This is a genomic window from Sphingopyxis sp. SCN 67-31 (assembly GCF_001725095.1).
In genome coordinates this window covers 1-17,704 of the sequence record NZ_MEFH01000001.1, presented here as the reverse complement: position 1 = coordinate 17,704, position 17,704 = coordinate 1, and the positions used below count along the sequence as shown (strand labels likewise).

21 protein-coding genes and 1 tRNA gene are annotated in these 17,704 nt (G+C 65.3%); 3 read left to right on the top strand and 19 right to left on the bottom strand.

Annotation, left to right across the window (positions count from 1 at the left end; all coding sequences use genetic code 11):
• Positions 1–8: 8 nt before the first annotated feature.
• Both ABS88_RS00110 and ABS88_RS00105 read right to left on the bottom strand, forming a co-directional pair.
• Entirely contained in the window at positions 9–2,312 is a 2,304-nt protein-coding gene (locus ABS88_RS00110; protein ID WP_067105999.1) for a TonB-dependent receptor, read from the bottom strand.
• Positions 2,313–2,780: 468 nt separating this feature from the next.
• Entirely contained in the window at positions 2,781–5,150 is a 2,370-nt protein-coding gene (locus ABS88_RS00105; RefSeq protein ID WP_067186430.1) for a TonB-dependent receptor domain-containing protein, read from the bottom strand.
• Positions 5,151–5,260: 110 nt separating this feature from the next.
• Between ABS88_RS00105 and ABS88_RS00100 the strand changes: the two genes are divergently transcribed.
• Together ABS88_RS00100 and ABS88_RS00095 are read left to right on the top strand one after the other, a co-directional pair.
• Positions 5,261–6,019: a response regulator transcription factor gene (locus ABS88_RS00100; protein WP_286748612.1), complete on the top strand. Its 759-nt coding sequence runs from the start codon at positions 5,261–5,263 to the stop codon at positions 6,017–6,019.
• Positions 6,020–6,027: 8 nt separating this feature from the next.
• Positions 6,028–7,356: an ATP-binding protein gene (locus ABS88_RS00095; protein WP_158682344.1), complete on the top strand. Its 1,329-nt coding sequence runs from the start codon at positions 6,028–6,030 to the stop codon at positions 7,354–7,356.
• Between the two features lie 21 nt (positions 7,357–7,377).
• Here ABS88_RS00095 and fdhD read toward each other — a convergent pair whose 3' ends face one another.
• Positions 7,378–8,184, bottom strand: coding sequence for a formate dehydrogenase accessory sulfurtransferase FdhD (gene fdhD, locus ABS88_RS00090; RefSeq protein ID WP_234002516.1), 807 nt, complete (start codon positions 8,182–8,184; stop codon positions 7,378–7,380).
• Positions 8,185–8,346: 162 nt separating this feature from the next.
• Here fdhD and ABS88_RS00085 point away from each other — a divergent pair, with 162 nt between their 5' ends.
• The gene (locus ABS88_RS00085; protein ID WP_067186437.1) at positions 8,347–10,614 is read left to right on the top strand and encodes an FdhF/YdeP family oxidoreductase; all 2,268 of its coding nucleotides are present in this window, start codon (positions 8,347–8,349) and stop codon (positions 10,612–10,614) included.
• A gap of 86 nt (positions 10,615–10,700) precedes the next feature.
• On the opposite strand, the gene ABS88_RS00080 is transcribed toward ABS88_RS00085, so the two are convergent.
• The 16 genes from ABS88_RS00080 to ABS88_RS00005 all read right to left on the bottom strand — a co-directional run.
• A tRNA-Gln gene (locus ABS88_RS00080) sits at positions 10,701–10,774 on the bottom strand.
• An 80-nt stretch (positions 10,775–10,854) separates the two neighbouring features.
• Positions 10,855–11,160 carry a hypothetical protein gene (locus tag ABS88_RS00075; RefSeq protein ID WP_286748609.1) on the bottom strand — a complete coding sequence of 102 codons (306 nt, stop codon included), beginning with the start codon at positions 11,158–11,160 and terminating at the stop codon, positions 10,855–10,857.
• Entirely contained in the window at positions 11,157–12,506 is a 1,350-nt protein-coding gene (locus ABS88_RS00070; protein WP_286748608.1) for a site-specific integrase, read from the bottom strand. Before ABS88_RS00070 ends, ABS88_RS00075 begins: the two co-directional genes overlap by 4 nt.
• Positions 12,493–12,789 (bottom strand): hypothetical protein, encoded by a 297-nt coding sequence (locus tag ABS88_RS00065; protein WP_286748607.1) that lies wholly within the window; start codon positions 12,787–12,789, stop codon positions 12,493–12,495. Before ABS88_RS00065 ends, ABS88_RS00070 begins: the two co-directional genes overlap by 14 nt.
• Positions 12,790–12,858: 69 nt before the next feature.
• Entirely contained in the window at positions 12,859–13,065 is a 207-nt protein-coding gene (locus tag ABS88_RS00060) for a hypothetical protein (RefSeq protein ID WP_286748606.1), read from the bottom strand.
• Positions 13,065–13,292, bottom strand: a complete 228-nt coding sequence (locus ABS88_RS00055) for a hypothetical protein (protein WP_286748605.1) — start codon at positions 13,290–13,292, stop codon at positions 13,065–13,067. Before ABS88_RS00055 ends, ABS88_RS00060 begins: the two co-directional genes overlap by 1 nt.
• The gene (locus ABS88_RS00050) at positions 13,292–13,534 is read right to left on the bottom strand and encodes a DUF2312 domain-containing protein (protein ID WP_286748603.1); all 243 of its coding nucleotides are present in this window, start codon (positions 13,532–13,534) and stop codon (positions 13,292–13,294) included. The genes ABS88_RS00055 and ABS88_RS00050 overlap by 1 nt, the downstream gene beginning before the upstream one ends.
• Before the next feature lie 80 nt (positions 13,535–13,614).
• On the bottom strand, positions 13,615–13,797 hold the full coding sequence (locus tag ABS88_RS00045) for a hypothetical protein (RefSeq protein WP_286748602.1): 183 nt from the start codon (positions 13,795–13,797) through the stop codon (positions 13,615–13,617).
• Positions 13,797–14,465, bottom strand: coding sequence for a hypothetical protein (locus ABS88_RS00040; RefSeq protein WP_286748601.1), 669 nt, complete (start codon positions 14,463–14,465; stop codon positions 13,797–13,799). The genes ABS88_RS00045 and ABS88_RS00040 overlap by 1 nt, the downstream gene beginning before the upstream one ends.
• On the bottom strand, positions 14,462–14,824 hold the full coding sequence (locus ABS88_RS00035) for a hypothetical protein (RefSeq protein WP_286748598.1): 363 nt from the start codon (positions 14,822–14,824) through the stop codon (positions 14,462–14,464). The genes ABS88_RS00040 and ABS88_RS00035 overlap by 4 nt, the downstream gene beginning before the upstream one ends.
• Positions 14,825–15,092: 268 nt before the next feature.
• On the bottom strand, positions 15,093–16,163 hold the full coding sequence (locus ABS88_RS00030; RefSeq protein WP_286748595.1) for a hypothetical protein: 1,071 nt from the start codon (positions 16,161–16,163) through the stop codon (positions 15,093–15,095).
• Positions 16,156–16,353 carry a hypothetical protein gene (locus tag ABS88_RS00025; protein ID WP_286748594.1) on the bottom strand — a complete coding sequence of 66 codons (198 nt, stop codon included), beginning with the start codon at positions 16,351–16,353 and terminating at the stop codon, positions 16,156–16,158. The genes ABS88_RS00030 and ABS88_RS00025 overlap by 8 nt, the downstream gene beginning before the upstream one ends.
• Positions 16,346–16,669 (bottom strand): helix-turn-helix domain-containing protein, encoded by a 324-nt coding sequence (locus tag ABS88_RS00020; protein WP_286748592.1) that lies wholly within the window; start codon positions 16,667–16,669, stop codon positions 16,346–16,348. The genes ABS88_RS00025 and ABS88_RS00020 overlap by 8 nt, the downstream gene beginning before the upstream one ends.
• Entirely contained in the window at positions 16,669–17,079 is a 411-nt protein-coding gene (locus ABS88_RS00015) for a hypothetical protein (RefSeq protein ID WP_286748591.1), read from the bottom strand. The genes ABS88_RS00020 and ABS88_RS00015 overlap by 1 nt, the downstream gene beginning before the upstream one ends.
• Positions 17,076–17,510: a DUF4326 domain-containing protein gene (locus ABS88_RS00010; RefSeq protein ID WP_286748590.1), complete on the bottom strand. Its 435-nt coding sequence runs from the start codon at positions 17,508–17,510 to the stop codon at positions 17,076–17,078. The genes ABS88_RS00015 and ABS88_RS00010 overlap by 4 nt, the downstream gene beginning before the upstream one ends.
• A partial coding sequence (locus ABS88_RS00005) for a hypothetical protein (protein WP_286748589.1) occupies positions 17,507–17,704 on the bottom strand: 198 nt, incomplete at its 5' end. The genes ABS88_RS00010 and ABS88_RS00005, both read right to left, overlap by 4 nt.

The following is a 17,704-nucleotide window of genomic DNA, read 5'->3' as shown; positions in this document are numbered from 1 at the left end:
GGCGCCGATCAGAAGCGATAGTCGGCGCGAACGCCGATCGTGCGCGGCCGCAGGCGGGCGTAGCGCCCGTCGAGGAAGGCTTCGGGATGGACATAGGTGATCGATGTGTCGTCGAAGAGATTCTCGACATAGGCGGTCAGATTCAGCGCCCCCAGCTTCGCCCCGGCGAACAGGTTCACATTGGTCCACGCCTCGGTATGGTCATACGTCGGGCTGACCGCGTTGGGATTGCCCGGCACGTTCGGGAACTGGTTCGGGAAGGACCCGGCGTGCGATACGTTGACCGACCCGAAGGCGGTTTTCCCGTTGCCGATCGGGAAATCGTACCGCAGCGTTCCCGATCCCTGGAAATGCGGCGAGGCAAGCCGGGTGCCCAGCTCGGCACCGGAGATCGCCGCCTCGATCGCGGACAGCTTCGTCACCTTCGCCTCGTTGAACGAGCCGTTGAGCACGAGACTCAGCCCCGAAAGCGGCCGCGCCATCACTTCGAACTCGAGGCCATAGCTTTCCGCAGCGCCGATGTTGGTCGCGAACTGGATCGAATCCGACACGCGGTTCGCCTGGACCTGGATATTCTTCCAGTCGATATAATAGCCCGCAAGATTGGCGGTCAGATTGCCGCCCAGCCAGCGCCCCTTCAGCCCGACCTCATAATTGGTCACGCTGTCCGACTTCGCGCCGTCGGGTATGACGATGTCGCTGGGGTTGATCGTGCTGACCAGCCCCGCGCGCGCGTTGACCACCGGGGTACGGAAACCCGTCGAAACCGTCGCATAGGCGGTCAGTTCGGGCACTGGTTTCCACGAGACGCTGGCCTTCCACGACAGGCGGTCGTCGGACACTTTCAGCCCTTCGGCGTAGGGAATCGGGTCCCTGCGCATGACGACATTGTTCCAGCCGGGCGTGGCGCCGACCGCCAGATAGCCGAACTGCGGAAGCGCAGCGACGACATAATTATAGCCGCCGCCCCGGGTGAAGGTCTGGACGTCCGTCTTGCCATAGCGCAGCCCGCCGGTGACCCAGAAATTGTCGCTGAGATGCGCCGTCACCTCGCCGAAGCCGGCGATCTCCCTCTGGTCCGTATAGCTGTTGAAACGCTGATAATACTCATTTTCCATGCCGATGATATTGCGCTGGGCGATGAATTCGAGTGACGAGCGATAGGCGAAATCGACGGTCCGCCGCTTGTCGTAGTAGAAAAAGCCCGCAACCCATTCGATCGGCCCGCTGTGGCGCGACACCAGCCGTGTCTCCTGAACGAAAAGATCGTCATAGCCATAGGCGTCGAGCGCGAAGGGAAAAGCCTGTGCGAAAGTTCCGGCGAGGTCGACATAGAAGGACGCGTCATAGTCGGACAGCGTCGTCGAACTGACCAGCTCGGCGAAATCGAACTCGTAATTGACCGTGATATTATAGTTGGTGAGCTTGCCCTGGAACAGGTCGGGACGGTCGGAGTTGCGCACGAACTTGCCAAGGGTGGGGTTGGTCAGCGCCGAATCGGCCGGCTTGCTGTTCTCGTAGGAGACGAGCAGCTTCACCTTCATCCGGTCGCTCGGCCGCATTAGCAGGATCGCGCGTCCGCCGAAGGCTTCGAGGCTGTTCGAATCCTTGATACCGGTGCCGATATTGTCGACCCAGCCGTCCTCGTTCCGATAATAGCCCGAGACGCGCAGACCCATTTCGTCGGTCATGATCGGCAGGTTGACCATCGCATTGTAGCGCTGGCGCAGCGAGCCCGAACCGACGACGCCCAGGTCGACGCTCGCCGATCCCTCGAACTTGCTGAGGTTGGGACTGCGGGTGATGATCCGCATCGCGCCGGCGAGCGAGTTGGAGCCGAACAGCGTCCCCTGCGGCCCGCGCAGGAATTCGACGCGTTCGACGTCGTAGAGATTCGGATCGAGGATGGTCGAGTTGCCGTTCGCCGAGATCGGCAGTTCGTCGACATAGATGGCGACCGCGCTCTGCAGGCCGGCGCTGTAACCGTTGGTGTTGATGCCGCGGCTGGTGAAATTGTTGAAATTCTGCGTCGGCCGGTTGACGACGATGCCGGGCGTGTTCTGGGCGATGCCCTCGTAACCGACGATGCCCAGATCATCGAGTTCCTCCTGCCCGAAGGCAGAGACGCTGAGCGGCACGTCCTGAAGCCGCGCGGTACGGCGCGTCGCCGTGACGATGATGTCGTTGTCGCCGCGATTGCTTTGCGCGGAGGAAGCGGCCGGCGCCTCATCCTCCGTGACCTGCGCCATGGCCGAGACCGGAAGCGCGAACAGGGCGACCGCCGAGGCGGACGCGAAAAGCTGAGCCTTCATACAAACTCTCCCTCCCGTTGGCGGTCGTTGCCGCCGAACCGTCCTTCTTATCCGTCACATTCTCGAATGAGTCAACATTCACTATCACGCGCGTGAATAAATTTCTCGTGGAGCGATTTTGCGCTTCGCAGCCCTGCCGATCATGAGGCGAGCGGCCGGGAATTCGTCGCGATCGGGGATTGGGGGTGGTTCGGGAATCGGAGCTTCTTGCGCTCCAAGCATCGGTGGGCGGACCCTGCTCACGGATGCGGTCTGCGAACTGAATGACTTCCGGGTCCAGCGCGAAAGCGAGGAGTGATCGTTACGGCGGACAACCATGCGCTCCCGCGGAGGCGGGGACACGAAGATGTTTCGTTCAAGGACGAGCACGCCCCAAACAAGAACCGCCGGTCGATCGATCCCCAGGAAGGAATCGGCCGACCGGCGGAGCGTTCGCCTTGCTCTCGACGGGGACCTGGCCCCCTTGTCCTAGAAGCGCGCGTTCAGGCTCACCCAGTAGCTGCGCGCCTTGTCCTTGTTGTTGTAGTGATCAACGTAGGTCGGCGAGTAGGCACCGCTCACCGGATCCGGGACACCGAAATCGACATCATAGGCGCGGAAGTCCTGATCCAGCAGGTTGTTGACGCGCGCGGCGAAGGTCAGGTGATCGTTGATGCGATATTGCGCACCCAGATTCAGCACCTGATAGCTCTTGTAGAAAAGATGATTGCCGCTCCCATCAAGACCACGATATCGACGCGAGCGATGCTCGGCTGAAAGCTGCGCCGACAGGCCATCCGCTACCTGCCAGTCGAGCGTCGCATTGGCCATATGCTTTGCCGTCTGGGTCAGCGGCTGCCCCGCAGAATTGCCGGTCAACTGCTTGCTGTCGGTATAGGTGTAGTTGGCGCGGATCGAGAGGCCGGGGAAGAACTGGTAGCGCCCCGCCACCTCGGCGCCCTTGATGCGCGCCTTGTCGATGTTGATCGGCACGCTGATCGTGCCGCCGAGCCCCAGCACGGCCCAATAGTCGCCGAGATTGGCGCAGGGCCGCACGAAATTGGTCACCGCGCAGGGTTGGACAACTGTCGAAGCGATCTTGTCCTTGAACTTGTTGTGGAACAGCGTGACGTTGATGCCGCTGTGCGGTGACGGGTTCCAGTAGAGCGCGATCTCGCTGTTGACGCTGGTCTCGGGCTTCAGATCGGGGTTGCCGATGAAGGGACTGGTGCCCTGGCTGCCGAAACCGCGAATGCCGTCGTAGAGATCGGTGGTCTTGGGCGTCTTGTAGCCCGTGCTGACCCCGCCCTTCAGCGTCAGGGTCGGGTTGATCTCGAAGTTGGCATAGAGGCGCGGGCTGAGATGCCCTCCGAACAGATTATGGTCGTCGTAGCGCAGCCCGCCGGTGACCGTGAACCCGTCGACGATGGTCCAGTTGTCCTCGGCGAACAGCGACCAGATCTTGTGGTCCTGCACGGCGTCGATCCCGCCGACCGATGCTTCGAGGCCGAAGACCCCGTCGTCGAGCGCCCCGTCGATATATTGGCCGCCGATCACGAAATGATGCCGGCCGGCGAAATTCTCGACCGGGATGTCGACGCGCGCGTCGAGCGTATATTGCGCACTTTCCAGCGTGCGAAGCGGGCGCGGCAGGAAGGTGGATTCGGCAAGCGCGCGGCGCTGCGCAGTCGTCAGCCCGGCATAGGCGCCGGTCCCGCTGTACATCTGTTGCAGCAGCAGGCGCTCGGCGACCGAGAAGGGCATGGTGCGGCCCTTGTTGTTCGTCTTCACATAGGCGAGCGAGACGAAGCTGCGCGCGAAGCCCCAGTCGCCATGATGCGTGACGGCCCAGTTGAGCCGGTCGAAGACCTGTTCTTCGGTATAGCCGACGCGCGGCTGCACGACGCCGCCGCTCGCGCGCCAGATGCTCTCGATCCCGTCGAGCGTCCCGAGCGGATAGGTGATCGCGCCGGTGCCGGGATTGACGATCGGCGTGTTGTCATAGACCTGCTTCGAATAATCGATGTCGAAGACGAAGCTGTGGTCGGGCGACGGAGTGAAGCTGATCGAGCCGCCATAGCTGCGGTTGGTGTTCTTCACCGTCTTGCCGCCGGTACCGAAACCCAGGCCGCGAACGTGCGATACGCCGGCCGGGTCGACCGCCGGCGCGAAATCGGGCTCGGACGGATAGCGCTTGTAGATCGAGCCGCGCAGCTTCAGGCCGATGACGCCGGGCACCACCGGGCCGCTGAGATTGGCGTCGAACGTCATGTCGTCGCCGAAGGCCGTATCCTCCTGGATGCTGCGGCCGATCGTCGCCGACCCGCTCCAGCGATCGAGAACCTTCTTGGTGATGATGTTGATCACCCCGCCCAGCGCGTCGGCGCCATAGAGCGTCGAGGCGGGACCGCGAATGACCTCGATCCGTTCGATGGCGTCGAGCGGCGGAATATGATTGAACTGGTTGCCGCCGAAGCTGTTGGGGTAGATGTCGCCATGATTGTTCTGACGCCGACCGTCGATCATGATCAGCGTATAGTCGGACCCCATGCCACGGATGCTGATCGTCCGCTGCCCGGTCTTGTCCGACGTCTCGCCGACGTCGACCCCCTCGATGTCGCGCACCGCGTCGATCAGCGTGATGTAGGGACGCTGGCGCAGCTCCGCCTCGGTCACCACGGTGATGCTGGCGGGCGCATCGGTGATCTTCTGCTCGAAGCCCGCCGCGGTGACGACGATGGCGTCGGACTGATCGTCCGCCTCGACCGCGCAGGCCGGAACGGCGATCAGCGCGGCCAGAACGGACAGGGCTGCGCCTTCGCCGAGGCGGAGCGTGCGAGCGCGAACAATAGTGGTCATTGTATTCCCCCGATATTGCGAATAATTAGCAAGAATGTCGGGGCGCGACCTGATGCCAAGCGGGCGTCCGGTCAATCCGGAATGCGCGAATGACAGGCAGGAGCAACACTTTGTTACAATTGGCGCCAGGCGACCGGCCGGTCCGGATACCGGCTATCGCGCACCACATCGTCATCGTCGACGACGATGCGGGCGTCCGCACGCTGCTCGCCCGCATCCTGCGCGAATGCGGCTACGACGTGACCGGCGCCGCCGACGGCCGCGAACTGGAGGCCGCCATGACCGAGCGTCCGGTCGATCTGGTCCTGCTCGACATCATGCTGCCGGGCGAAAGCGGCCTCGACATCTGCCGCATGGTGCGGGCGCGCAGCCAAGTCCCGATCATCATGATCAGCGCCCGCGGGCAGGAAAGCGACCGCGTCACGGGCCTGGACATGGGCGCCGACGACTATATCGCCAAGCCGTTCGGCCGGGCGGAGGTCCTTGCACGCGTGCGCGCGGTGCTGCGCCGCGTCAGCGACCCGCACGTGCCGCTCGACATTCCGGCGCCGGAGCAATTCGACTTCGCCGGCTGGCGCTATCATTCGCGGCGCTGCGAGCTGATTTCGCCGTCGGGCGCGGAGGTCGAGCTGACCGCGGCGGAGCATGAACTGCTGCTGGCGCTCCTGCGCCATCCGCAGCGCATGATCGGCCGCGAGCGGCTGATCGAGATGACGCGCAGCCGGATCGGCACGCCGAACGACCGCAGCATCGACGTGCTGATCAGCCGCCTGCGCCGCAAGCTGGGGGACGGACGGAAATCGCGGCCGATCATCCGCACGATCCGCGGCGGCGGCTACATGCTCGCGGTCGACGTCCGCGCCGACTGACGATGGCGATGCGGCACCTGCGATCGATGGGGATGGTCGGGCGGATCGCGCTCGTCGTGGCGGCGGCGCTGCTGCTCGAACTGCTCGGCAACATCGCGCTGCACCGCTGGCAGGAACCCGAACTCGTTTCGGCGGACCAGGTTCGCCGCATCGCCGCGCGGCTGGTCGAGGCGGAGCGTGTCGCGGTCGCCGCGCCGGTGCCCGACCGGGGGCGTGCGATGCATGCGCTCGCCGGCGACGGCATGACGCTCAACTGGGTGGCGCGGACCGTGATCACCGACATCGGCGCGGCGCCGGTCCGGCTCGGCGCGATGCGCGACCGGATGACCCGCAGCGAGCCGAGCCTGGCCGCGGGCGAGTTGCGGCTGACCCTGATTCCCTCCACCGCGCCGGGGCGGCGCGACCTTCTCGGCGCGCGCCGTCTTGCCGACGGCTCGTTCGTGACATTTCGCATCAGCCCCTTTCTGGGCGCCCCGCCGCGTCCGAACATGGTCGTCGCGATGCACCTGCTGCTGACGCTGAGCGTGCTGCTGGTCGCGGTTCTGATGGTTCGCGCGCTCATTCGACCGCTGCGCGATCTCGCCGAAGCCGCGGACGCGACGGGGCACGGCCGCACCGGCGCCTTCCGCATCGACGGGCCGCCCGAGGTCCGCCGCGTCGCCGCCGCCTTTTCCGCGATGCAGGCGCGGCTGATCCGGACGATGGACGATCATACGCAATCGCTGATCGCCGTGTCGCACGACCTGCGCACGCCGATCCAGCGCCTGCATCTGCGCGCATCGCTGATCGACGACCCCGAGACGCGCGAAGCGATGGCCGTGGACCTTCGCGAGATGGAACATTTCATCGGGTCGACGCTATCCTATTTCCGCAGCGGCGATGAGGAAGCGCCCCGGCTCGTCGACCTTGCGGCCATCGTGACGACCGCGGTGGACACGGCCGCGGATCTGGGGGCCGACATCCGCTATCAGGGGCCAGACAGGTTCGAGACGATGGCGAGGCCGGTGGCGATGAAGCGCGCGATCACCAACCTGATCGACAACGCCCGCCGTCATGCGCGGCGGATCGACGTATCGATGCACACCGACCCCGAAGCCATAGCGATCGACATCGACGACGACGGACCCGGCATTGCCCCCGAGCTGCGCGCGGAAGCCGTGCTGCCGTTCCGGCGTCTGGAGGTCGGAGCAGCGCAACGGCCCGGCGGCGCCGGTCTCGGCCTCGCGGCCGCCGACCGCGCCATGGCCACGATGGGCGGAAAGCTGATCCTCGCCAACAGTCCGCTCGGGGGCCTGAAGGCTCGTCTGGCCTTTCCGAATTCCACCGAAGGGGCTTGAGGCTGACGGATTCCGGCATCGTCATCCGATATTGCCGTGACGGTCGCAGACGACGAGCGCCGCGTCCGGCCGCGCGAGCGCGACCAGCGTCAGGCCCGCCTTCGCCGCGCGTTCGACCGCGAGGCTGGTCGGCGCAGAGATGGTGACCAGCACCGGGCAGCCGGCGCGAACGGTTTTTTCCACCAGCTCGTAGCTGCAACGCGCGGTGAGCAGGATGAAACCGGTGCCGGGGTCGATGCCTTCGCCGGCGAGCGCCCCGATCAGCTTGTCGAGCGCATTGTGCCGCCCGACATCCTCGCGGGCGCGCAGGATCGCGCCGTCGGGCGTACAGAATGCCGCGGCGTGCACCGCGCCCGTGGCCTGCCCCAGCGGCTGATGATCGTGCAGCGCCGCCAGCGCGCGGGCGATCGCGCCGCGATCGGTCGCGATCCGCGCCTTCACCTCGGGCAGCGGCCTCAGGACCTGGGCGATATTCTCCATCCCGCAGATGCCGCAACTGCTTTCGGTGACGCGCAGCCGCGCGCGATCGAAGGCCCGGTCGGCATGTTCGGCGGGCAAGGCGATGCGGGCGACCATCCCCCCTTCGACTGCGTGAACATCGACCGAAAGGATCTGGTCGATCCGCTCGATCATGCCCTCGCTGAGCGCGAAACCGAGGGCGTAATCCCGCAGATCGGACGGCGTCGCCATCATGACCGCATAGCCGATTCCGCATATCTCGATCGAGACGGGCATCTCGATCGCAATGCTGCGCCGCAGTTCGGAATCGCCCGGATCGGCCAGGCCGATCCGGCGCACCGCAAGTTCGATGGTCCGTAATTCGGGCAAGATCGTCGTACCTCGTTCACGCATCGTCTGGCGGACCGGCCGTGGTTCGGCGCGCGCGGGGCCGCAGCTTCCCCATTCTCGCACGAGACCGGGATGCGATAGCCGGTGGAAAAGGAGCGCCCGACGTGCTTAGTTGCCCCGACATATGGGACATGGCTGATCATGGCTGACGACACTCCGCGCTACAAGCCCTACGACCGCCCGGCCGGAGGCTGGGGCGCGGCCGCGGCGACCGCCAAGGTGCTCCTCGAACAGAGCGTCGTCACCAAGGGGTCGCGCGCGTTGCTCGCCATGAATCAACCGGGCGGCTTCAAATGCCCGAGCTGCGCCTTTCCCGACGCCGACTGCAAGAAGACGCTGGAATTCTGCGAAAACGGCGCGAAGGCGCTGGCGCATGAGGCCACGAAGTTCCGGGTGACGCGCGAGTTCTTCGCCGAACACAGCGTCACCGCGCTCATGGAGAAATCCGACTATTGGCTCGAAATGCAGGGACGCCTCACCGAGCCGATGCGGTACGATCCGGCGAGCGACAGATATGTGCCCTGCCCATGGGACGAGGCCTTCGCGCTGATCGGCGAGCATCTGCGCGCGCTCGACAGCCCGCATGAAGCGGAATTCTATACGTCCGGCCGAACGCCCAACGAGGCCGCCTTCCTTTATTCCATCTTCGTGCGCCAGTTCGGCACCAACAATTTTCCCGACTGCTCGAACATGTGCCACGAGCCGACGAGCCGGGGCCTGCCGCCGTCCATCGGGGTCGGCAAGGGCACGGTCGTGCTCGAGGATTTCGAGCATGCCGAGGCGATCTTCATCATCGGACAGAATACCGGCACCAATTCGCCGCGCATGATGACCAATCTGGTCGAGGCGCGCAAACGCGGCATCCCGATCGTGGCGATCAATCCGATGCCCGAACGCGCGCTCATCAAGTTCACCGAGCCGCAGGACGTCGTCCAGATGGCCACATTCGGTTCGACGCCGATCGCCAGCGAATTCGTCCACGTCCGAATCGGCGGCGATCTGGCGATACTCAAGGGCATGATGAAGGTCATGTTCGAGCGCGAGGCGCAGGGCGAGCCGGTCCTCGACCACGCCTTCATCGCCGAGCATACGTCGGGCCTGGAGGCGGTGCGCGACGAGGTGATGGCGCTCGACTGGGCCGACATCGTCGCCCATTCCGGCGTCGAGGAAGCCCAGATCCGGCGATGCGCCGAAATCTACATCCGCTCGAAGGCGACCATCATCTGCTACGGCATGGGACTGACTCAGCATCAACTGGGTTCGCAGCTCGTCCAGCAGGTCGCGAACATCCTTCTCCTCAAGGGCAATTTCGGGCGGCCGGGCGCCGGAATCTCCCCCATCCGCGGCCATTCCAACGTCCAGGGCGACCGGACCGTCGGCATCAACGAAAGGCCCTCGCAGGCCTATCTCGACCGCGTGCGCGATGTCTTCGGGTTCGAACCCCCGCGCGAGCATGGGCACCACACCGTCGAATCGGTGGAGGCGATGCTGAAGGGCACCGCGAAGGTCTTCATCGGCATGGGCGGCAATTTTGTCCGCGCCGTGCCCGATACCGATCTGGCCTATTCGGCGATGCGCGGGCTGGCGCTGACCGTCGGCATCGCCACCAAGCTCAACCGCGGCCACCTCGTCCATGGCCGCGACGCGCTCATCCTGCCGGTGATCGCACGCTCCGAACGGATCGAGACGGCGGCGGGCGAGCAGTTCGTCACGATCGAGGATTCGATGTCGAACGTCACGGCGTCGCGCGGCGTGCTGGAGCCCGCGAGCGAACATCTGAAGTCCGAGGTGGAGATCGTCTGCCGCATCGCGATGGCGACGCTTCCCGACAGCCGGATTCCCTGGGAATCCTATATCCACGACTATGGCCTCATCCGTGACCGGATCGCCGACGTCTATCCCGAAATCTACGCCGACTTCCCGGCGCGGATCCGGGACCCGAAGGGATTCCATCTCGACATCCCGCCGCGGCGGCTGGTCTGGCCGACCCCGAACGGCAAGGCGAATTTCCTGCTGCTGCCGGGTCTGGAAGTCGACGCGCGGGTCGACGACCCCGCGATGCTGAGGCTGGCGACGGTGCGTTCGCACGATCAGTTCAACACGACAATCTACAGCTACAGCGACCGCTATCGCGGCGTCTACAACGATCGCATGATCCTGTTCATGAACGCGGACGACCGCATCGCGCGCGGGCTGGAAAAGGGCGCGACCGTCGCGCTCGAAACGATCAGCACCAACGGGGTTCGGCGGCGGGTCGATGCGCTCACGATCATCGACTATCCGATGCCGCGCGGCGCGGTCGCAGGCTATTACCCCGAACTCAATCCGCTGCTGCCGCTCGACCATTACGACCGGATGAGCGGCACGCCAGCGGCCAAATCGATTCCGGTCCGCGTGGTGCCCGCCTGAACCTCCGCACCGGCAGGAGATTCCCATGGCGACCGCGACGCCCGATTTCGCAGCGGGCCGAGCATTCGATCATGCAGCATTTGCGATGGATGCCCCGCGAGGATTCGAACCTCGATAGACGGAATCAGAATCCGTAGTCTTACCATTAGACGACGGGGCAGGAGCGGGCGCCAATAAGCGGCTGTTTTCTGCGGGTCAAGGGGGATTGTGTGACGATGGTGTGACGTCACAGAGCGTCACTCAGTGACGATCGTCGGACGACTCGTGCGACGGTTCGTCTAATTGCGGCACGAAATCGGGGCCCTCGGCAACCTTAAGCGCGTAGAACGGCGCGTCGCTGCCGTCGTCACCGATCGACAGCGGGAGATCGCAGACTGTCATATCGCTGATCGTCTGGTTCGGACCCATGGAGCGCCAGACCCTTTCGTCCATTCGTAGCTCGATCTCCGCAGCCTCGTTGATGGTCCAGGACAATGGAGTTTGCCCGCAGCCTCGTGCGTCCGCATACGCGTCGATCAGCCGTTCGATCATTTTCTTGGCGCTCACCCCTTTTTCTCCTTTTTCGGGCGCGCGGCACGGGTGCGCAGGGCGCTGGCGAGGCCGGCGGCGCTGGCGCGGGGGTCGCCGGGCATATAGGTATCGAGAATCTTCATCGTATATTCGATCTTGTGGCCGCTGATGCTGGCGATCTGCGGGACGGTGGAACCCATGTCGCGCATCCAGCACATGCCCGACCGGCGCATGTCGCGATATTGCAGCTTGTGCAGCTCGTCGGCCAGCCAGGCGTCGCCGTCGGCGCGCGCCTTGGCCTCGGCCCCGTCGCGCATCGCGCGATAGATGCGCTGAAATTCGTGATCGGGGATATGGCGGCGCTTCGAGTCCGGGTCGTCATTCTGGAGCAGGGGGCCATCCCAGCCAGCGCCGCGCGAGTCGATCAGCGCATCGAGCCTTTCGGCGACATGCGGCGGGAGGAAGCATGTCACCCACTTGCGGGTCTTTTGCTGGAAGATGCGCAGGCCATAGACGACGCCGTTGCCGCCGAGTGTGAGTGTCGCGCGGTCATAATCGTCGATGTCCTCGATCGGCCGCCAGTTCATGCGGGTGGCGGCGAGCAGGTCGCCCTCGCGCTGGGTCGAGTAGAAGCCCAGCAGCACGGCCAGCTCCAGATTGGCGCCGCCGAGGCGCTCGACGCCGGTGCGATCCTTTCCCCTGAAACTGCGAGCGAAGTCGGCGAGCCATTCGATCGCCTCGATCGACGCGCGCTTGGTGCGCGATTTGGGGGTCGGGATCGTGACTTCCTCGCCATCCATCGGGTTTTCGCGGATCCAGCCCCGCGTCTTGCTGGCAGCGAAGCCGAGCAGCTGGCGCAGCATCCGCAGGCGCGCGGCCGTGTTCCACGCGCTGGCGCCGTTCACGAGCAGGGTGCGCAGGTCCTTGCACACCTCGACGCTGATCTCGTCGAGGAAGGTGGTGCCGCCCCAGGCGCCCAGCCAGTTCATCTGCGAGTTGTATTGGTCGACGGTCTTCTTCGTCAGATGTTCCTCGTGCGCCTCGTCGAGCGCGTGGCGCTGCATCATCACGATCCGAAATTCGTGGATCAGGTCGGCGAGCGTCATGCGGCGCGGCAGCTTGCGTGCCGGGGGCGCCGCGCCGTTGATGCCCATCACCGACAGCTTGCGCGCTTCGTCGGCCGCCGCGACGGTTTCGTTGCGGGCGATGGCCATGGTCATCGCCGCCGCCTTGTCGGTCCCCAGGTCGATACTCTGCCATCCGAGGCGGCGCAGGCGCGGAGAGGCGATCCAGCGATAGCGGATCGTGCCGTCGGCCTGTTCCCAATAGTCGAAGTAGCGGATTTTGCCCGGCCGGTCGGCGGTGCGCTTACGCCTGGCCATGGTCGCCCACCCCCGCTTCGGCGAGGCGGCGGCGCAGCGTGGGGCTGCAATGGCGCTTGCCCGAATAGATGCGCTGCATGGTGCGCGGGTCGATGCCGAGCGCGGCCGCGGCATCGCGTGGGCCGCCACGCGCCTCGATCAGACGGCGCGTTTCGACAAGGTCGTCGACCTCGCCCGAGTCCCATCCGCCGCCGGCAAGCGATCGGATGGTGTCGTCGCTGTCCGAAAGGGTCAGTCGTCGCCCATCGACGAAGACGATATGATCGGGGCGTTTCTTTGTCATCGGTCGGACTCCATCGCTCCGGTGGCTGGCTGCGCCCGCGAGGGGCGCGGTGTCAAGGCTGGGCGGCGATCAGCCCAGGAACTCGGGCCGATCGCGGCGCCCGACATGCTCGATGTCGGGGCCGCAATCGTCGTGATCGCCGAAGCATTGGCAGAGGTCGTCCGGCAGGTCGCAGACGTCGCAGGTCGACCAGCATTCGGGATCGTCGCAATGGTCGCATCCGCACCCACCGAACATGTCGCTGCCGCAGCAGAGGTTGCCGCAGGCGTTGCACATCAGAGCTTCGCCTCGTTCTTCACGGTGATGACGATTTCGCGCTGATCGAAAGTCACAGTATAGCTCTTGACCAGCGTCATCACGAGCGCCGCCAGCCCCTTCCGCAGAGCCTGATCCAGCTTTTCCTTGGCGGCTGTTATCGCCTTCTCCGTCTCCGCCTCGACGTGCGCTTCGAGCGCTGTCCGAAGCATCTGATCGAACTGAACGTCGGTGATGAGGACCGCCATCATTCGATCCCCAGCGCTGATTTGTAGACGTCGAGGATCGCCTCGAACTCCTTGCGATCGTGGACGGGCATTTTGCGCAGGCGGATGATCTCGCGCATCATCTTGGGTTCGTAGCCCTGCGAGTTCGATTCCAGATAGACGTCGCGGATGTCGTCGGCGATACCCTTCTTTTCTTCCTCAAGGCGCTCAATCCGCTCGATGTAGAGGCGGAGCTGTTCGTCGCTGGTGGTGGCTTCGGCCATGGTCTTTTCCTTTTGCTGGTGAAAATTCGGCGGGCGGCGGTATCACGTTGCACCGCCCGCCTTCGGGCGGGATGCCCGAATCAGGTTTGCTCGTTCGGCCCCTTGTCGGTGCGGCCGAGCAGGAAGGCCCGAGCGTGCGCGTAGCTGTTGAAGCCTTCGGCGCGGGCGCTCGCTTCCAGAGCGTGGGCGTGCTTGAGCGGTGCGAGCGCGGCCTTCTTCATCCGGGTCGCGCGACGCTTGATGGATTCGAGCGACGCCACCATCAGAACGGCACTTCGTCATCGGTGACGGGCCGACGGAGCAGGCGAAGAGCAAAATTGAGGCCGGCGATGTCCACCATCCTGTCCAGCAATTCGATTGCTTCGCTGTCGATCTGATTGCCGATGCGAAGGCCGGTTTCGAGCAGGGAGAGAACGGCTTGTGCCTGGACGTGGTGCGTCCCGCAGGTGAAAGGAGAAACGGGCGGGACGGCGATGTCCTGCGCCTGGCCCAGGCGGTCGAACGGCACGATGACCGCGCGAGGCGCGTCCTCCTGCCGGGGCGGTTCGATGCACAGGTAGACATCGCCGCCCCGAATCGGGTCGCCCGGCGTCCATCCATCAACGATGTCAGCCATATCGCGGCCGAAGGTTTCGGCGATCCAGCGTGCGTTGCGGGTCTTGCCGCAACCGCGCGGGCCGTGAACGAAGATAGGCGCTTCGTCCCGGATGCTATGATCGTTCGCGGTTTCGACAATGGGACCGATAACGTCGGTAAACGTCTTGTCGGTCACGCGCAGATGCGTCCCGTTGCTCAAGGTCAGTCCGATCCCGGTGCGCTGGGGCGGCCCGCTGGCGCCGCCCCGCCAGATCGCACCGGCATGGCGCACCTTGTTCGTCTTGAGCAGCTTGCGAAGGGCATCGGCCGACGTATTCTTGGCTGGCAGGCTCATAGCTTATCCTCCTGTTGAGCTTGTTCGATCGCGGCTTTGCGCGCGGCATCGCGGCGGGCCTTGTCGGCTAGCGCCCAGCAAAAGGCGGCCAGCTTTTCGGCGGCGCGGGCGGCGCCGAGCAGTTCGTGCGACGACGCATTGTCGCGAGTGCGGTGGCGGATCGGCTGCATGAAGTGGAGCCCGACCTTGCCGATCATCAGGTCATAGCTGGTCGCGTCGTCGACCGCCTGGGTGTGCCCCTTTGCGATCTGGCCGATGCGATGGCCGATGATGGCGTTGAGCGTGCCCGTCTGGAGCGCATGGGCCTGTTCGTCGGCGATGGCCTCGCCGCCGGCGACGATGTCGAATGGCTCGATCATTCCGCATCTCCGAAAAGGTCGCCGCCCGGCCTACATTCACGCAAGGGGCGCCGGGCGGCGACAGGTGGGTCCAGCGGCGCGACTGCAAGAGCGCCGATGGACGGAGAGGGTGTGCCGCCGCCCAACGGAAAGGGGCCTGACGATCGGGCGGCGGCGGCGTCCGGCGCGGCCGTGAAAGCGCCGGATGCGGGGGGAAGCGAGCGGCAGCGCGAGCAACGGCAGCATGGCCAGAGCGCAGCGGTGCAGATATCGGGGCGGGCGGCGAAGGTCATTCGCCCCGGCTCCCTTTGGAATTGGAGAGGGCGAGGGCTTCGCGGGCGGCGCGGAAGTCGCCGAGGTCGAGCGAGTAATCGGTGACGCTGCCGACAACTAAGGTCGCTGGCGTGGCATCGTCCTCATCGGGAGGGTCGTATTCGTCGAGGACCGCCGCGAACGGCTCAAGCGCCTCCCTCAACCTTCCCAAGCTATCATCCGGGGAGGGAACGGGGTTCAATTCTGCGTCGTTTTCGAGCGCGCAGGTAACGATCGTGTGAAGCTCGTCGGCCGTCACCAGCATCATATCGGGCTGATCATCTGGTGACGATCGGTCGGGGATTTCAGCTACGGTCTGGCAAATGCTGGTTGCGATCTTGTCATGCGCCCCCTCACCCGGGGAGGGTGCTTCATTGGTCAGCAGCCACGCGCCGTCCGATGGCATGATGCCTGCCGCTTCGGCTTTCTCGATGAAGCAGATCGGGCAGACGATGCCTCCGGGATCGTCCGTGGCGTCGGGGCCGCCGACGACGAGATTCCAGAGAGGGCTTGGTGCGAACCATACCGGATTTGCCTGACCGCAAGCGTCGCACCGACAAGCCCCCTCATCCGGGGAGGGTTGGGATAGGGCGGCGATATAGGCCTCCCGAGGCATCCAGTGCGTCGGGAACCATTTGCCCACGCCACCGTGCCACTTGTCCTCGGGGCGGCTGTAATGCGTCCAGCCATCCTGCCACCAGGTATCGAAGGCGGTAGGCGTGTAGGCCGAGGCGCAAATCGCCAGGATCGTCTCGCCGGTCTGCGGCGCGCTGTCGATGGTGCGCCACAACCCCTCCCGCAGCGCATCCCCAGCCGTATCGCTGGCGGGGCGACCCGCGACACGATCTTCGATCATCTTCCAGACCGGTTCGTATTCGGGCCAGTCGGCTTCGACGACAACGGCGTCGATCAGTTTGATGCCGTTCAATCCGAGCATCATACGAAGGCCGCGCTCCTGCTCCTCTTCGAGATGCTTGCGCTTGATGACGATATACCGCTCTTCGCGCTCTAACGCCTGCGTCACGCTCGGCTTCATCGGTTCAGTCATGATCGCCTCCCTCGGTAAGCTGTAGGGCGAGCGTCAGGGCGTCGCCGGAATCGAGGCCAGCGGGGTTGACGCATTCCCCGTCCATGTCGCTGAAGGTGAGATTGTCGATGCCGCACTTGATGCAGCGCCCGACAAATTTCTGCCCCGGCCCTTTCGGGCTGGTACGAATAAGATCGTGAGTGTCAGCCATGCTGATCTCCTTTGGTGGGGGTGGCGCGCTCTTGCAGGCGAAGTTCGATCAGCGCCGCGACCTCAAGCGCGAGAGGGTCGCCGGATACGGTTTCCGTGCTGAGGCCGAGCAGCCACGATGGCGACACGGTAAGCGCGCGGGCGAGGCTCCACACCGCGCGGACGGTCGGATTTCGGGAGCGCCCCTTTTCGAGTTCCCACACGTGCGATTTGGTCAGGCCGCTGACCTTGGCAACGTCGTCGAGCGACATGCGGCGCAACCGGCGAGCCTCGGCGATGCGTGATTGCAAGCCGGAAATGTCTAGATCGCGCGCCATCACCTCTCCCCTTGAGCGCGGGAGCGGAGGGCGGCGGCGACGAGAGCGAGGGCGGGGGTGGCGGCGGTGGCTTCAAAGTGCTTCGCCCAACGCTTTTCGTTTGGATCGGGCCGCGAGACAGTCATGGTGCCAGGGCCGAGCCGGAGCCATATGCAATCGTCCGGCACCAGCGTCATCGCAGCGTCGAGGGAGGTGGTGAACGAACGAAGTGGTTTCACATAGCCGTCCATATCGGCAGGGCCGAGGCGGCGATGATAGGGCTGCCCCTTGGCGGTCAGCGCATCGAAGCGGGCTTGTCGCTCGCCGGGATAGACCGCATCCCAGATGGCGCAGTCCAGTTCGTAGGACGGCCCCGTCGCCGCTTCCACGCGCTCTATGAGGGATTGAATGTCAGGCATGTGGGTGGTCATGCCGCGACCCGCCCGCCGTAGAAGCGAGCGACATAGGCGATCAGCGGATCAACGTGGCACCAGCGGCTGGTGAGCGGGCACCAGCATTGCAGGTCGACGCCGACGAGCTGGGGCAGGTGCGCCTCCAGCTTGTGGCGCCAGCGGAAGAGGGCGTCGATCTCGGCGGGGCAGTAGCCGATGCGGCCGAGGGTCAGCGCGCCGAGGCGGCGGTGCAGCCAGGCGTCGTAGAGGCCGACGCTGCGCGCGTGTCCGCCGACGCGTTTCCAGTTGAACGGGTTGCCGCGAATGGTCGGGCGACCGCAATAGAGTACGCCCTGGGGCGTGCGCGTCCCCTTGCGGCGGGAGCGCTGATGCCGGCGGGGCAGGCCCGCGTTGACGGCAGGGGTGTAGCCCCTGCCGTCCAAAATTGGCGAACGCGACGTGTAAATCACGTGGGCAGCTCCGCGTCGATAAGCTTGAAGAGGGTTTCAGCGAGCGATTTATAAGCCGCCGCCCACCGCGCCGCCGCCGCCGCCGCCCACCGCGCCGCCGCCCACCGCGCCGCCGCCTCCGCCGCCTCCGCCGCCGCCGCCTCCGCCGCCGCCGCCCCCGCCCCCGCCCCCGCCGCCGCCGCCTCCGCCGCCGC

Excerpts from the sequence above, each read along its gene's own strand:
- ABS88_RS00110 (WP_067105999.1), bottom strand. The coding sequence starts at position 2,312 with ATGAAGGCTCAGCTTTTCGCGTCCGCCTCGGCGGTCGCCCTGTTCGCG.
- ABS88_RS00105 (WP_067186430.1), bottom strand. The coding sequence starts at position 5,150 with ATGACCACTATTGTTCGCGCTCGCACGCTCCGCCTCGGCGAAGGCGCA.
- ABS88_RS00095 (WP_158682344.1), top strand. The coding sequence starts at position 6,028 with ATGCGGCACCTGCGATCGATGGGGATGGTCGGGCGGATCGCGCTCGTC.
- ABS88_RS00085 (WP_067186437.1), top strand. The coding sequence starts at position 8,347 with ATGGCTGACGACACTCCGCGCTACAAGCCCTACGACCGCCCGGCCGGA.
- ABS88_RS00070 (WP_286748608.1), bottom strand. The coding sequence starts at position 12,506 with ATGGCCAGGCGTAAGCGCACCGCCGACCGGCCGGGCAAAATCCGCTAC.
- ABS88_RS00065 (WP_286748607.1), bottom strand. The coding sequence starts at position 12,789 with ATGACAAAGAAACGCCCCGATCATATCGTCTTCGTCGATGGGCGACGA.
- ABS88_RS00060 (WP_286748606.1), bottom strand. The coding sequence starts at position 13,065 with ATGTGCAACGCCTGCGGCAACCTCTGCTGCGGCAGCGACATGTTCGGT.
- ABS88_RS00055 (WP_286748605.1), bottom strand. The coding sequence starts at position 13,292 with ATGGCGGTCCTCATCACCGACGTTCAGTTCGATCAGATGCTTCGGACA.
- ABS88_RS00050 (WP_286748603.1), bottom strand. The coding sequence starts at position 13,534 with ATGGCCGAAGCCACCACCAGCGACGAACAGCTCCGCCTCTACATCGAG.
- ABS88_RS00045 (WP_286748602.1), bottom strand. The coding sequence starts at position 13,797 with ATGGTGGCGTCGCTCGAATCCATCAAGCGTCGCGCGACCCGGATGAAG.
- ABS88_RS00040 (WP_286748601.1), bottom strand. The coding sequence starts at position 14,465 with ATGAGCCTGCCAGCCAAGAATACGTCGGCCGATGCCCTTCGCAAGCTG.
- ABS88_RS00035 (WP_286748598.1), bottom strand. The coding sequence starts at position 14,824 with ATGATCGAGCCATTCGACATCGTCGCCGGCGGCGAGGCCATCGCCGAC.
- ABS88_RS00030 (WP_286748595.1), bottom strand. The coding sequence starts at position 16,163 with ATGACTGAACCGATGAAGCCGAGCGTGACGCAGGCGTTAGAGCGCGAA.
- ABS88_RS00025 (WP_286748594.1), bottom strand. The coding sequence starts at position 16,353 with ATGGCTGACACTCACGATCTTATTCGTACCAGCCCGAAAGGGCCGGGG.
- ABS88_RS00020 (WP_286748592.1), bottom strand. The coding sequence starts at position 16,669 with ATGGCGCGCGATCTAGACATTTCCGGCTTGCAATCACGCATCGCCGAG.
- ABS88_RS00015 (WP_286748591.1), bottom strand. The coding sequence starts at position 17,079 with ATGACCACCCACATGCCTGACATTCAATCCCTCATAGAGCGCGTGGAA.